This is a genomic window from Algoriphagus jejuensis, assembly GCF_039523455.1.
Classification (GTDB): domain Bacteria; phylum Bacteroidota; class Bacteroidia; order Cytophagales; family Cyclobacteriaceae; genus Algoriphagus; species Algoriphagus jejuensis.
Map to the genome: position 1 here is coordinate 1 of NZ_BAAAFI010000049.1, position 15,309 is coordinate 15,309.

General features: G+C 52.4%; 10 protein-coding genes. 6 read left to right on the forward strand and 4 right to left on the reverse strand.

What is annotated here, in order from left to right; all coding sequences use genetic code 11:
* From ABD031_RS21100 to ABD031_RS21115, 4 genes are all read right to left on the reverse strand, one after another.
* On the reverse strand, nt 1-1,458 hold a 1,458-nt coding region (locus ABD031_RS21100), incomplete at its 3' end, for a hypothetical protein (protein ID WP_343854891.1).
* Between the two features lie 7 nt (nt 1,459-1,465).
* Nucleotides 1,466-3,184, reverse strand: a complete 1,719-nt coding sequence (locus ABD031_RS21105; RefSeq protein ID WP_343854893.1) for a RagB/SusD family nutrient uptake outer membrane protein — start codon at nt 3,182-3,184, stop codon at nt 1,466-1,468.
* A gap of 18 nt (nt 3,185-3,202) precedes the next feature.
* On the reverse strand, nt 3,203-6,325 hold the full coding sequence (locus ABD031_RS21110) for a SusC/RagA family TonB-linked outer membrane protein (RefSeq protein ID WP_343854895.1): 3,123 nt from the start codon (nt 6,323-6,325) through the stop codon (nt 3,203-3,205).
* Nucleotides 6,326-6,688: 363 nt separating this feature from the next.
* The gene (locus ABD031_RS21115; protein ID WP_343854897.1) at nt 6,689-8,365 is read right to left on the reverse strand and encodes a tetratricopeptide repeat protein; all 1,677 of its coding nucleotides are present in this window, start codon (nt 8,363-8,365) and stop codon (nt 6,689-6,691) included.
* A gap of 283 nt (nt 8,366-8,648) precedes the next feature.
* Here ABD031_RS21115 and ABD031_RS21120 point away from each other — a divergent pair, with 283 nt between their 5' ends.
* Genes ABD031_RS21120 through ABD031_RS21145 form a run of 6 tightly spaced genes read left to right on the forward strand, consistent with a single transcriptional unit; the run spans nt 8,649 to nt 15,306 of the window.
* The gene (locus tag ABD031_RS21120) at nt 8,649-9,851 is read left to right on the forward strand and encodes a glycoside hydrolase family 117 protein (protein WP_343854898.1); all 1,203 of its coding nucleotides are present in this window, start codon (nt 8,649-8,651) and stop codon (nt 9,849-9,851) included.
* A 24-nt stretch (nt 9,852-9,875) separates the two neighbouring features.
* On the forward strand, nt 9,876-10,892 hold the full coding sequence (locus tag ABD031_RS21125; protein WP_343854900.1) for a zinc-dependent alcohol dehydrogenase: 1,017 nt from the start codon (nt 9,876-9,878) through the stop codon (nt 10,890-10,892).
* 19 nt (nt 10,893-10,911) lie between these two features.
* Nucleotides 10,912-11,682, forward strand: coding sequence for an SDR family NAD(P)-dependent oxidoreductase (locus ABD031_RS21130; protein WP_343854902.1), 771 nt, complete (start codon nt 10,912-10,914; stop codon nt 11,680-11,682).
* Between the two features lie 25 nt (nt 11,683-11,707).
* Nucleotides 11,708-13,165 carry an aldehyde dehydrogenase gene (gene aldA / locus ABD031_RS21135; protein ID WP_343854904.1) on the forward strand — a complete coding sequence of 486 codons (1,458 nt, stop codon included), beginning with the start codon at nt 11,708-11,710 and terminating at the stop codon, nt 13,163-13,165.
* Complete coding sequence (locus tag ABD031_RS21140) at nt 13,162-14,259, forward strand: mandelate racemase/muconate lactonizing enzyme family protein (RefSeq protein ID WP_343854905.1); 1,098 nt, start codon at nt 13,162-13,164, stop codon at nt 14,257-14,259. Before aldA ends, ABD031_RS21140 begins: the two co-directional genes overlap by 4 nt.
* Nucleotides 14,260-14,262: 3 nt before the next feature.
* Nucleotides 14,263-15,306, forward strand: coding sequence for an aldose epimerase family protein (locus tag ABD031_RS21145; protein ID WP_343854908.1), 1,044 nt, complete (start codon nt 14,263-14,265; stop codon nt 15,304-15,306).
* Nucleotides 15,307-15,309: the final 3 nt, after the last annotated feature.

Genomic DNA, 15,309 nt, shown 5'->3' on the forward strand with positions numbered 1-15,309 from the left:
CGAATTTTCGCAATCATCAATCAAGGTCGAGAATATGAGAAAAATTATATCCATCCCCTTGCTTAAACCATAAGAGTAGTTGGTATTGGGAGCCCAATAGAATCTCAAGTCCGGAGGGTTGGCTGCCGGGTCATTGTTGCCGAGATCTTCCATATACACCCAAACGCCTATTTCGTAGGTTTTGCCTTTTTCGGCAGGGAATGTGATCGCCTTATTCGAGTTGTCGGTGTGACCGATGATCATGCCCCCAGCTGGCTCCATGACCACATAGCCACTTCGCTTGCCATCCTTGGACTGGGCGTTGCTGATGTTGAACTTGTATTTGTCCCAAGGTGCTCCCCACCATTGATATGGCCAGTCGGTATTGGTTGAGGTCTCAAAGCTGTAGTCAAAGGCTGTTGTCTTCAGGATGTTTTCTCCCTCAAAGACCACTGGTACGTCGGCGAAGCTTGACGCGAGAACGCCATCTGCGGTAGCCAATTCTCCCGCGGTATAGGACACGGTGACCTTGTCATCGTTGAAGATTGTCTGATTATCCAAGGTGAGGATGACGAGATTCCCTTCGTTGGGATCCAGAGCCGCCGTCGCCACCGTTGCCGGAATGGGATTGTCCTTGTTGGTGATGGTCACTGTGAAATCGGCAGGATTGAGGGTCGCCTCATTCATCTCGCGGCTGAAGTTCAGTGCGATACCTCCGTTTCTTTCTTGCGCGCCGTCCAGCGTCACTGGCTCGGTAGAAGGGATGATTTTCAGGAAGTCGATGGTCCCCATGACAAACTCTCCCTGCGGTCTAGGTCGAGATGCGATCAGCCCGAAGTCAAATTCCCCCACCTTCTTGTAGCGGACGTCGAGGGTTTCGACCAGTTCGGAGGAGAAGGCCGGGTCGCCTCCTTCGAGATTCCAGTGGTAGACAGAGGGCTCGCCTTCAGCCTGCACGGTGTATCGTACCCAGCTTCCTGCCATTACCTCGTTGAGCGCGCCGTCCTGTATCGTCAGCACCTTGCCCAGGCTGCCGTCTGCGTTGAGCAGATTGGCCGAGACCGCCAGTTTGATTTCGCCCAGCACCTTTACCACGATCGTGGTGTCCAGCTCCTTGCCTCGCTGCTCCAATCCCACAAAGGCATTATCCTTAAACACCTGGTGCAGTTTGACTTCGTGAGTGCCGACGACCTTGAATACCGTCTTCACATTGGCTTCGGTAGAGGTGAGGTCATTGTCGGAGCCTTCGATATCCACGACTCCCTCCGGGAAAGTCCAGACTCGGGACACTACGCCAGCGGACACGTCCCCAAAGGAAAGGGTGCCATCCACTTGAACCGTATTGTCAAAGTCCATCTCAGAGGTGACGATCACCTGGTGGCTGGCTTCGTTTAGGTTGATCCCTTCGTAGGGATCTTCACAGGACTGCGAAAGGACTACCGCAGCCATCATCAGTAGGTTATTGATATATTTTTTCATTTCGGGATTATTTGCCAATCGTATTATTTGTCTGAAGCTCCTGCGCCGGAATCGGAAAGTAATTGTGGGCGGCAGGATTGTAGTTGGCCGAGGAGAGGAGAAAGTCGGGTCTGATTCGCTCCACGATGTAGAGAGGGGCCTTGTCGAAGATTTCGGTTTTGTGGGCTTCTCTCCAGATTTCATCCTGTCGGAGCTCCGCAAAGACGGTCTGTACCAGTCCCCAGCGAACGAGATCTTTCCAGCGGTGGCCTTCGAAAGCTAGCTCCACAGGACGTTCTACCCGGCGGATGTGCGTCATGACATTTTCCGCAGTGGGAGCGACCATGGGTTGCACGCCGTGCACTTGCTTGCTGATGTGCAGCTGGGGAAAGGTGTTGCTGTTGGCATTCAAGTATTGTCTGAGTGTGACGACGCCTGCCCGCGCGCGGACTTTGTCGATGTATTCGATGGCCTCATCTACCGAGCCGCCCGCGTTGAGCAAGGCCTCGGCATACATTAGGTACACGTCAGCGAGTCGGATGTGGCGGAAGTTGATCCCTGAGCGGGAGTTTCCGTCTTCGTTGGGCAGATGGTACCAGTTGGTGAATTTCTTGATGTAGGCACTTTGACCAAAGGCCCATCCCGCCCGGGTGCCGATAGGGAGGAGGTAATAAAGTCCTTCCCCGTTCTTTGGAACGACCGATGCGGTCATCCGCACAGACTGTGTGTTTCCCTTGTTGATGGAGTTTTTGGGATCGACCTCGTCATTTACATAGAGTTCGTGGAGGTAGTAGCTTGGCAGGAGCGTGTTGTAGGCTCCAAAGTTCAGCTGTCCCAAAGCCGTGGCAATATTGGTAGCCTCAGCGCCGGTGCGGCCTGGATCGTCATCCACCACAGATCCATGGGCGCCTGGGTTGATCTCGGAGTTGTAGGCGACTTCAAAGATGGACTCCTCGTTGAATTCGTTTTCCTCCGAAAAGTTGTCTCTGATCTTTGGGGTCAGGGCATAGACATCGGAGTCGATGACGCTCTTGAAGGCATTGGCAGCTTCCGTCCACTTTTCCTGGAAGAGCAGGGTCTTGCCATAGAGTGAGCTCGCCGCTCCCCAAGTCGCCCTTCCCAGGTTGTTGGAGTCCCAGGTTTTTGGCAGGTGGGTTTTGGCAAATTCCAGATCAGGAAGCACCACGGTGTTGAAGATCTCTTCTTGGCTGCTGGCAGCTTTGTTGAAATCCTCATCCGTCACGGGCACTTCCGTACGGATCACCGCCTGTCCGTAGGTGGTGGCCAGTTGGAAATAGAAGAATGCTCTCAGAAATCTTGCCTGCGCCTCGATGCTTTCTTTTTCATTGATTCTAAACAAGTCTTCGTCGGCGGCAGCGATCTGGTTGATGACCTGGTTGGCTCGGAATATGCCGATATAAAGCTCGTTCCACTTGTTGGTCACCTGGTCGCTGGCGTCGTTGTAGGTGAGGTTGCGGTAGGCTGTGGGACGGTACCAGGATTCGGTTCCTCCGATATCTCCCAAGATCATCTCATTTATCAATCCCTCACCGCTGACGGACTGGAACTGAAGGGCACCATAGACGGTGGCCAGGCCACTCTGGAACTGGGAAGCATTTTCCCAAAAGGTATCCGTGGTGATTGCGTTTGGATTGGTTTCGTACAGGAAATCCTGGCCGCATCCAGCAAGCAGGGTCGTGCACAAAGCCATGCAGACCGCAGATCGTTTGTATGTTTTGAGTTTCATTGTAAGAGCTGTTTTGGGTTAGAATTGGATCTGGACGCCGAAGATGAATCTGCGCGTGACCGGGTAGTTTCCTTGGTCGACACCTCTGGTGCTGATGCCGTTGCCACCTACCTCAGGATCATATCCCGTGTATTGCGTGAAGGTGAAAGGGTTCATCGCCGTACCATAGATCCTCGCCTTGTTTACGCCGATCTTATTGGTGGTGGCGACGGGAAGGGTGTATCCCAGGGTGATATTTCTGATCCTGAAGTAGGATCCGTCTTCCAGGAAGAAGTCTGATCTTGCGCGGACGTTGTTGTGGTAGCCATCACCTCGGTCTGTAGGGATGTCAGAGTTGGAATTTTGCGGAGTCCACATGTAGTACTGATCCATATGGCGACCTTGGGTATAAGTATAGTAGCGTGAGCCATTGTACAGTTTGGCACCGTAGGAAAAGTAGTTTTGGACATACAGGTCAAAGCCTTTGTACTCAAAATTCCCACTCAGACCGATGTTGAACTTAGCCTGGCCAGAACCAGAATAGACTCGATCATTTTCGTCGATTCTTCCGTTTCCGGCATCGGGGATACCGTCGCCATCGGTGTCTTCGGTGAGTTGATCCTTATACATCATATCACCGATCTGGGCACTTGGGTCGGTCTTTTTGTATTCCGCGAGTTGCTCCTGGGTTTTGACAATGCCTTGATGTTGTACCAAGAAAAATGCTCCCGCCTCATAGCCGACGGCAAAGAAGGTGGTATAGTCCACATTTGGTCCCAAGGAAGAAGAAGGCTGGCCATTGCCATATCCCCGCTCTATGCCCTCGAGATCCGTGATTTCATTTTGGTTTTTGGTGAAAGTAGAAGCGAGATTCCACTTGAAGCCAGAGGCATATTCAGTGCGGTAGGAGAGGGAAAGTTCGATCCCGCGGTTGGTCATGTTGCCGGCATTGACGATGATGGGGCTGTAAGTTCCCACAGCACCGGGATGGTAAGCGCCGCCGGAGGGGGGAGTGGCACGAGGCAGGAGCATGTCATGCTTTTCGTTGTTGTACAGATCCATGGTGAAGTTCAGGCGATTGGAAAACATGGCCAAGTCCAAGCCGATGTTGGAGGAGATGCTGGATTCCCACTTGACATTCGGGTTAGAATACCGTCTTTGGATCGCACCATTGTATAGGTCTTCTTCCGTCCCAAAGATGTAGTTCACGCCGCTTTCGATCTGGCTGGCATAGGTATAGGGCGGGATGCTTTGGTTGCCGACCTGGGCATAGCTTCCCCGGAGCTTGAGGTTGTCGATGAATTCTATATTTCCATTTCTGAAAAATTCCTCCTCGGAGATATTCCAGCCGGCCGATACGCCGAAGAAGTCACCATAAACGTTGCTTTGGCCAAAGTTGGAGGAGCCGTCTCTTCTGTAGCTTCCCGAGATCAGGTAGCGCTCGTCATAGTTGTATTGCACTCGGGCCATCAGGCCGCTCAGTGTGTTGACAAAGTCAAAACTGGTAGGCTTGGTAGCCTGCTGGCCTGCGCCGAGGACTGGGGTATTATTGCTGAGCAGACCGATGATGCCTGTGCCGATTTGCTTGGAAGTGAATTTTTCCCAGGAAGCAACTCCGGTGACATTGAATTTATGCTTCCCGATCTCCTTGTTGTAAGCCAGGATGTTTTCGATGGTGTTCCGCTGGGTAAAGGTGTAGTCTTCGTTGAGTAGGGCATCCTCGCGGGAAGCCGTAGGGTTGTAGGAGCCATCCCGGTTGGTAACCAGGTATTGAGGTCGGAAGAAATTTCTTCGATAGTTCCAGGAGTTGCTTCCCAGGTTGATTTTGTAGCTCAAGCCTTTGACGATCTCGTATTCGAGATTCATGGCAATGTTGCTGGTGTTGGTTTTGCGCTCGTCCACATTCTCCAGCTCGCGGGAGAGGTAGCTGTAGAGGATAGCGTTGTCCACGGGGATTTGTACGTTATTTTCTCCCACAGACTGGATGGAATTTAGGGGAGTGAGCCATGGGCGCTGCGCAATCGCGTATTCGTAAAGAGACCAAGGCTCCTGGGTTCTTTTTTCTTCTGTATATCCTAGGCTGGCGAAAGCTTTGAACTTACCTCGGTTAAACTGGGCAGTGAGTCGGTTGCTCAGTCGGTCAAAGCCTGAATTGATCAACACACCGTCTTGGTTGAAGTAGTTAGTGTTGAAGTTGACCAGCAGGTTTTCAGAACCTCCTGAGACTCCCAGCCCATAGTTTTGGATCAGCGCATTGTTGTTTTGCACGTCTCCCACAAAATCCGAATCATAGTCCAGCGCATCGGGATTGAAGAAAAAGATCAGCGGATCCCGGCCCAAAGCCTGTAGCTTGACCTCTTCCGCATACATCTGCTGCTGCGAATTCATGAGCGGCGTGCCGGAAGTGATGTTTTGAACACCCGCGTAAGCATTGAGATCCACGACAATGTTTCCTTTTTTGCCCCGCTTGGTTGTGATGAGGATGACCCCGTTAGATGCCCGCGTACCATAAACTGAGGCGGCAGCACCGTCTTTGAGGATATCCAGTGACTCAATCTGGTCGGGAGAGATGTTGGGATTGCTCTGATAGGGCACGCCGTCCACGACATAGAGCGGTTCCAATGCACCCATCAGCGAGCCTACGCCCCGGATTTGGATATTGGCTGGCTGTCCCGGTCTTCCGCTGGCAGCCTGGACATCCACGCCGGCCACTTGTCCTTGGATAGCTTCACCCACATCCGATACGGGAGCTTTACTGATTGTTTCGGCTTTGACCTGTGCTACCGCACCGGTGATTTCCTTTTTGGTTTGGGTACCGTAGCCTACGACCACGACTTCGTCGAGATTTTTGGTATCGGCAGTCATCTGGACGTTGATTTCATTGGCAGCGCCAACTGTCCTTTCTTCGGAGTTGAAGCCGATGAACGTAAACACCAGCACGTCGCCTTCTTTGGCACTCAATACAAAGGCTCCGTCGATGTCGGAGATGGTACCCTGGGTGGTACCTTTGATGATGATCGATGCACCGGGAAGAGGGTCGCCGAGGTCATCGGTGATCTTACCCCTAATTTGCTGCTGGGCCGATACCAGCGGTATCCATAGGCACAGCCAGATGAGAGTCAACGGGAGGGTTTTCCTCCATTGGTAGAGTTGTTGTTTCATACGGTATTTTGAGTTTAGGTTAATTGCTGTGGAGTCGGAGATCAAAAGCTTTTTAGCTGATGTCAGCAAGCACTTTGATCACAAAAACCTCGGTCAAGGTAGAATTCCGAAATCATACATTGCATTTTTACAACTCGATTAAAACTGGACAAAAGCGCGAAAAAATCGATTGCGAGCCTATTTTTCGCTGTACATAACTCGATGGCACCTTTTTTTGTCTGATAGACGTCTCGAAAAGCAACTCAATAGGGGCATAAAAAAACATCCACCGTGATAGCGGGTGGATGTCTTGAAATTTGGCGGTTTTTTGTAGGAATGAACGATGCTTTTTGTCGAGCCTAAAAAGGGACTAGTTTGGAAGTTTTAAGAATATCCTGCGATGAACTCGACTAAATTTTCATTTCTGTCTATGTCGAATTTCTTTCGCAGTCTATAGCGGGAAGTATGGACACTCTCGATAGAAATGCCCAGTAGGGAAGCCATCTCTTTGCTGCTAAAATTCAGCTTGACCAATGCGCAGATCTTCAAGTCTGCTTGGGTGAGTTCCGGAAATCCCTTCTGCAGGTTTTCATAAAAACTCTGGTTGATGGCCGTAAATCTTGCCTCAAACTCTTTCCAGTTGCTGCCGGGGGTACTTTGCACCGACTTGATCATTTTTTTCAGACTATTGACGTCCACCAAGCCCTTGTCGTCGGAGAGGTTGACCTTGAGTTTTTCGATAAACTCGTCCTTTTCGATGATCTGCAGTGCCGTGGTCGTCAGTTCTTTGTTTTTCAGCTCCAGGATTTCGTTGGTTTTTTGGAGCTCCATTGCCCGTTTATCCGCAAGGGCTTTTTTCTCCAGCTTGTGCTTTCTCCGGATATTTTTCACCAGTAGCAGCCCATAGATCACCAGTGAGAGGAGCACGACGGCCAGCAGCCAAAGCTTCATGGTATTCATCCGCTCTTCATGTTCCAGATTGGCGATGTGCTGCTCTTTGATCAGTTCTTTCTCCTTTTCTTTCTGGAGGCGATACTGGTCATTGATTTGGAAAAGGTGCTTGTTGTTTTTGCTGTTGGGGCCAAAGATTTCTGAATTGATGCGGTTGACCTCCCGTGAGTGAAGGAAGGCATTCTCAAACTGACTGGTCAGGGAATAGACAGAGGCCAGAGCCTCGTGGGCCATCAGCTTGTGGTTGGAATGGCTCCGAAACGCCTCCGAGTACCGGAGCGACTGGTTGTAATGCTCAGCACTCTTGGCGAGATCCCCCTTTTTCCGATAGATGTCTCCGATCAGGGTATGGATTACGATCAAGTAGGAGCGGTCATTTTTTTCGAAAAAGTCCATGGATCGCGACAGCTTGGCCAAGGCACTCGAGTAATCTCCGTTCATGCCATCCAAGTAGCCATCCTCGGCTAGGACATAGCTCATCGGATTGGTGCCCAACTCGTCCTTCAGTTGATAGCAGCTATCGAGATAGATGGCGGCCTTGGCATAGTCCCCGTTGACTCGGTAGAAGTTGATGAGTGCAAAAAAGTCGCTCATCACATAGGGCGCGTTGATGCTGTTTCGTTCGTAGAGTTCTTTATTGATGGAGAGTGCCAGGTTGAAATACTTCAAGGCTTCCTCGTCCCGGTGATAGAAGCTGTAGAGCCACCCCAATTCTTGATAGATCTTTGCTTTTAGAGAATCGTGGTCGATCTCATCCGCCAGGATGAGCGCTTCCCAGTAGCCGTCGTACGAGTTTCCGTAATCCAGCAGATGGGCGTAAAGACTCGAAAGTTCATTGAGCGTTTTGATAAGATTGACCGTGTCCTTCTGCTCACGCAACTGCTCGATCGTAGTTTTCAGATGAAGGATCGAGCTATCCGGGTTACTGTATTTCGCTTCGTTTTTTTGAAGGTTGAGAACTGGGTTTGTATAGTTGTCCGGTTGGGCTGTGGTTTGGGCTGTCGAGACCGTTCCTTGGATCAGTAGAATCAAGCCCAAAAGTGTAGCACATAATAAGGCGTTGCTCGGGAAGCGGGGGATATTCAGTTTATCAAAAGGAAACAGGGACATTTGTCTTAGAATTGGTTGTTTTTGGGCTTTGTGCCTACAATAAGCAAAATCTTCTGTGGCTTCGTTGCGGCAATTTTTACTTGGGTTAAATTTATTCACTGTCTAGGATTATTTTTTTTCATTCAGTTTCTTTTTTGCCCTTGTTCAGTTTTTGTCTAGTCTGGTTTTCGGGCGTTCAGCATTCCAAAGTCCATATTTGTTTGAGTTGGCCGGGGCATTTGTCTACAAGAAGACAAAGCTCTTTGGTCGCCTTCAACAAGTGAAACCCAAAATCAACGGATAAATGAACAACAACTCTTTAATGTCTCTATTGGCGGGCGCGGCGCTACTCTTTTCCTGCGCATCGCCTTCATCAAATCCATCGACGTCGGAAAAATCCGACATCCAGGTTACCCCCGCACAGATGGACAAGTTGGGAATCACCAACGCGGATTATATCAGTGCCGCATCCAAACGCGCACTGAAGTGGCCGGACATCGGCAACGAATGGTTTATCGAGTTTTCGGAGCTACAGCCACTGAAGGGCGACTTGGCCTATGAAGAGGGCGTGGTCCGTCGAGATCCGAGTGCGATGATCTTCGAAAACGGCAAGTACTATGTCTGGTATAGCAAAAGCCTTGGTGCAACCGACGGTTTTGCTGGGGATGTGGAAAAAGACAAGGTCTTCCCTTGGGATAGAAGCGACATCTGGTATGCTACTTCCGAAGACGGTTGGACTTGGAAGGAAGAGGGTATGGCAGTGGGACGCGGCGAGCCGGGAGCCTACGACGACCGCTCGGTATTCACCACGGAGATCATGAAGCATGAGGGCAAATACTACCTGGTATACCAGACGGTCAAGTCACCTTATACTGTGCGTGTCAAAAACCAGATCGGATTGGCTTGGGCTGACTCTCCGGACGGACCTTGGACAAAAAGCAGCGAACCCGTCCTGAGCCCCGCCGACAACGGCATTTGGAAAGGGGAGAAGCAAGACCGTTTTGCGGTGGAAAAGAAAGGGGACTTCGACAGCCACAAAGTGCACGATCCCTGCATCATCCCCTACAATGGTAAATTCTACCTCTATTATAAAGGAGAGCAGATGGGTGAGGAGATCACCTTTGGCGGACGCCAGATTCGACATGGAGTGGCTATCGCCGACAATCCCCTGGGCCCTTACGTCAAGTCGCCCTACAATCCTATCAGCAACAGCGGCCATGAGATCTGTGTTTGGCCATACAATGGAGGCATAGCCTCGCTGATCACGACTGACGGCCCGGAAAAGAACACGATCCAATGGGCGCCGGACGGAGTCAATTTTGAGATCATGTCCTCCATCAAGGGAGCGCCCCATGCCATCGGGCTCAACCGCACGGCAGACAACGAAGTGGAACCTACCGAAATCCTCCGATGGGGACTTTCCCATATCTACAAGAGCTACGACTACCAGTGCATCATGCGCTTCAGTTCCAAGCGAATCACCACCCACAAAGGCAAGGGAGAATAAGCTAACCAATAACCAACAAACATTTTGAAAGCAACAGTTTACCAAGGCAATCAATCCTTCGCTGTGATTGAGAAGGAAATCGACATGCCAAAATCAGGAGAAGTCCGCATCAAAGTCGCCTATTCTGGCGTCTGCGGCACCGATGTGCACATCTTTCACGGAATGATGGACAAGCGGGTGAGCATCCCGCAAACTATCGGGCACGAGATGTCCGGGGTCATTGACGCCCTGGGCGAGGATGTAGACGGCTTTGCCCTCGGGGACAAAGTGGTCGTCCGCCCACTTGACGATCGGCTGGTGCAGCCCTCCGACAAGGGGTTCAACCACATCTGCGAAAAGCTCAAATTCATCGGGATCGACAGCCCCGGATCGATGCAGCAGTATTGGAATGTTCCGGCTTTTGTGCTTCACAAGCTGCCGGCAGCTACAGACTTGAAGTTGGCTGCACTCGTGGAGCCTTTGTCCGTGGCGGTGCACGATGTCCGGATGTCCGGTCTTGTGCCGGGTGAGACTGCTGTCGTCCTCGGCGGAGGACCGATAGGCCTCCTCGTGGCCCTGGTCGCGAAGGAAGCCGGAGCCAAGGTCATCATCTCCGAGGTCAATGAGACCCGCATTCGGATGGCGGGGGAATTTGGGCTTACCGCAGTGAATCCTACCCAGCTGGATCTAGTGCAGTATGTCCGCGAGCAGACCGAAGGACGTCTGGCAGACGTGGTGTTTGAAGTCGCCGGGGTGCAGCCCGCACTGGACGTGATGACCGAACTCGCAGGCATACGCGGACGCATCGTGATGGTGGCGATTCATGGGCAGAAGAAGCCCGTGGACCTTTTCAAGTTTTTCTGGAAAGAACTGAAGCTGATCGGTGCCCGAGTGTACGAGAAGGGAGACTATGAAAAAGCCATCGAGCTGATTACAGCCAATGAGCTTCCTTTTGTAAAGATGATCACCGACGTCCAGCCTCTGTCCAAGATCCAGCAAGTATTTGAATCCATAGACAAAAATCCCGAAGGCCTGAAGGTGCTGATGGATTGTCAACTTTAACCACTAACCAATCAGAAAAATGGGAGTACTAGATACATTCAGTTTAAAGGGAAAAGTCGCTTTGGTCACAGGCTGCAAGCGGGGAATTGGCAAAGCCATGGCCATCGGTTTGGCTGAGGCGGGAGCGGACATCATCGGCGTGAGCGCCACTTTGGAGGAGTCCGGTAGCGCGGTGGAAAAGGAAGTAAAAGCACTCGGCAGGGAGTTTAAGGGCTATGCCTGCGACTTTGCGGACCGAAAAGCCCTCTATGCTTTTATCAGTCAGGTAAAGGCAGACTTTCCCCAAATCGATATCCTGGTAAACAATGCGGGAACGATCCTGCGGGCTCCGGCTGCCGAACACCCCGACGAGATGTGGGACAAGGTGATCGAGGTCAACCAAAATGCACAGTTTATCCTGACGCGTGAGATCGGCAAAGAGATGGTCAGTCGCGGATATGGCAAGATCGTCTTTACTGCTTCCCTGCTCACCTTCCAGGGAGGGATTACCGTGCCGGGCTATGCTGCATCCAAGGGTGCGATAGGTCAGATGACCATGGCTTTTGCCAATGAATGGGCTGGCAAAGGCGTGAATGTCAACGCCATCGCTCCCGGCTACATAGACACCGACAATACCGAAGCGCTGCGAAATGATCCCGCAAGAGCGGCTTCGATCTTGGCGCGTATTCCCGCAGGTCGCTGGGGACAGCCCAAGGACTTTGCAGGGCCTACCGTCTTCCTCTGCTCCGATGCAGCCTCCTACATGAGTGGCAGTATCATGCTGGTCGATGGAGGCTGGATGGGACGGTAATCTTTTCTCACAAAAAATCAAAACCATGTCTGAACTCAAAGAATATCAATTGTTCATCGATGGCTCTTGGGTTACCTCAGCCTCAGGGGAGACCATCGACATCATCAATCCGGCGACAGAGGAGCTGGTCGCCAAGGTGCAAAACGGTACCGTGGCCGAGGCCATCCAAGCTTTGGAGGCGGCCGAGGCGGCTCAGAAAGCCTGGGGCAAGATGCCTCCTAGGAAGCGTGCGGAGCTGCTGTACCAGTTGGCTGCCGAGATCAAGGCCAATTCGGATTATCTCGCCGAGCTGCTCGTGAAGGAGCAGGGCAAGTTGCTGAAAGTAGCCAAGATGGAGGTCGCCGTGACCGCATCGTTCATTGAATATGCCTGCGAGGGAGCCCGCCGAATTGAAGGTGATATCATCCCCTCCGACAATCCCGGGGAGCAGATCTGGATTCAGAAGATCCCCCGAGGTGTGGTGGTCGCCATCACCGCATGGAATTTCCCCTTGGCCTTGGCCGGCAGAAAGCTGGGCCCTGCCTTGGTCGCCGGTAATACGCTGGTGCTCAAGCCTACCTCAGAGACGCCTTTGGCTACTTTGGAACTGGGAAATCTCGCCAACAAGGTGGGCATACCCAAGGGCGTAATCAACATACTCACCGGACCGGGACGTGCCATGGGTACCGCACTCGTGGAGAGTCCCATCACCAAGATGGTCACCATGACCGGCTCCACGCCGGTGGGACAGGACATCGCCAGAAATGCCGCCAAAAACCTCACCCACGTCCAGTTGGAACTGGGAGGAAAAGCGCCTTTCATCGTCTTTGCCGATGCGGACATCGACGCGGCAGTGGATGCAGCGCTCCATTCCAGATTTGACAACTGCGGCCAGGTCTGCACCTGCAACGAGCGCATGTACGTGCAGGAGGAGATATACGGGGAGTTTATGGAAAAATTCCTCTCCAAAACCCAAGCCTTGAAGGTAGGCGATCCCATGCTAGCCGATACGGACATGGGGCCCAAAGTCAATAACGCCGAGCTGGCCCACATGGAAAAACTGGTGCAAATCAGCTTGGAAGAAGGGGCGACTTTGGCCTGCGGGGGCCAGCGTCCCAGCGGAAAGGCCTTTGAGAAAGGCTATTGGTTTGAGCCTACCGTCCTGACCGACGTCAGACAGGATATGACCATCATGCACGAGGAGTCTTTTGGCCCCATCCTGCCGGTGATGAAGTTCAAAACCTTCGAAGAAGTCATCGCCTATGCCAACGACTGCGACTATGGACTCGCAGCGATGGTTTTCACCAATGACATGAATCTGATCATGCGCTGCAACGAGGAGTTGGAGTACGGGGAAATCTACGTCAACCGAGGTCATGGGGAGCAGCATCAGGGCTTTCACAACGGCTACAAGCTCTCCGGAAGCGGAGGCGAAGACGGTAAGTACGGATTTGAGCAGTACTTGGAGAAAAAGACCTTTTACGTTAAATACAGAGGAGCATGAGCACATTGATCAAAGAAGTAAAGTGTCGCCTGTTTCAGGTGCCTTTGCCTGAAGTTTTGAATGACGCCAAGCATGGTGACCATACCCATTTCGAGCTCGTGACGACGACCATCACGCTGGAGGACGGGACGCAGGGCACCGGCTATACCTATACCGGAGGCAAGGGTGGCTTTGCCATCAAGGCCATGGTGGAGCATGATTTTGCCGGAGTACTGCTGGGAAAAGAGGGTACGGATATCGACGGGATATACGATTTTATGGAGTGGCATATCCACTATGTCGGTAGGGGCGGAATCGCCTCCTTTGCCATCTCCACGATAGATATTGCTCTTTGGGATATCAAGTGCAAAAGAGCCGGGCAGCCCCTGTGGCGGATGGCTGGCGGAGCGGATCAGACCTGCAAGGCCTACTGTGGGGGGATTGACCTTCAGTTTCCCCTGGAAAAGCTGCTGCACAACATGGAAAACTATCTGGCAAGGGGATACAATGCGGTCAAGATCAAGATCGGACGGCCAAATCTACAGGAGGACCTCGATCGAATCTGCGCAGTGCGAAAGTTCATCGGGCCTGATGTGACCTTCATGGTGGATGCCAACTATTCTATGAGCGTGGAAAAGGCGATCCGGGCTATCGAAGGCTTTCGCGACTATGACATCACCTGGTTTGAGGAGCCGATCATCCCCGATGACTATCGAGGCTATGGGGAGATCGTGGATAGGACGGGTTTTCCGCTCGCCATGGGCGAAAATCTCCATACCATCCACGAGTTTGAATACGCCATGGAGCAGGCCAAGCTTTCCTTCATCCAGTCGGATGCTTCCAACTGTGGAGGAGTTACCGGTTGGTTGCGGGCCGCACGCTTGGGAGCCAAGCACGGGATTCCCGCCTGCTCGCACGGCATGCAGGAGCTTCATGTGAGCTTGGTGTCGGCACAGCCCAATGCGGGATGGCTGGAAGTGCACAGCTTCCCCATCGACGAATACACGATGAGACCTTTGGTGGTCGAAAACCACCGCGCCGTAGCCCCGGACAGTCCCGGTGTAGGGGTGGAGTTCAACTGGGAGAAGCTGGCACCCTTTCAAACCGGATCCTGAGCCATGAAGACTTCGAGATCTGATTTTGGCAAAGTAGGGGATGCATCGATTGGGCTGTTCACGCTGAGCAATTCCAAGGGGATGAGGGTGAAGGTGATGGACTACGGCGCGACGATCACTTCCATCACGGTGCCGGACCGAAGCGGAAATCTCCTGGAGATAGCCTGCGGTTTCGATACCCTGGAGGGTTATTTTTCCGAAAACTACAAGGCGAACTCCCCATACTTTGGCTGCACGGTGGGGCGCTATTGCTCCCATATCAAAGATGGGCGATTCACGCTCAAGGGGCGTGAGTATAGCCTTGCAAAAAACGGGGGAGGCAACAATCTCCACGGTGGCGCGGTGGGCTTTGACAAGAAGGTATGGACTGCCAAGGTTCCCGATCCTGAGGCTGCGGAGGTGGTCATGTCTCTCTTGAGTCAGGATATGGAGGAGGGCTTTCCCGGCAATGTCGAGGTGTCGGTGGTTTTTTCACTCAGTGAAAACAACGAGCTCTCGATCCGGTATGAAGCGACGACTGATGCCGAGACGCCTTTGGCCCTCACCAACCATACCTACTTCAATCTTTCGGGATTTGCCGCCAACATCCTGGGGCACAGTGCCCAGATCGCCGCAAGCCGTCGGCTCGTGATGGACAAAACTGGCGCCGTGACCGGGGCGGTGATTGACCTCGAGAGCCAGCCGGATAACCTTTGGAACGCCAAGATAATCGGCGATGTCCAGCAGGCGATCGGGGATGGCTTCGAGCATTATTATGTCTTTGACAAGCCGGCTTTCCAGATGGCTGAGGTCGCAGAATTTCGCTGTGTCGAATCCGGGATATCCATGAAGGTGGCCACCGACGAACTCGGGATGCTCTTCTATACCGGCAAATATACATGTGACTCGCTCCGGCGGGAGGATGGCCTCCAATACGGGAAATTCCGGGGATTTTGCTGCGAGACGCATCGCTTCCCCAACGGACCCAACCTTCCCAATTCCCCGGGAACCCTGTTGAAACCGGGGCAAGTCTTCCGCAGCGCCACGCGCTTTTCCTTTTCGCAGTAAAAA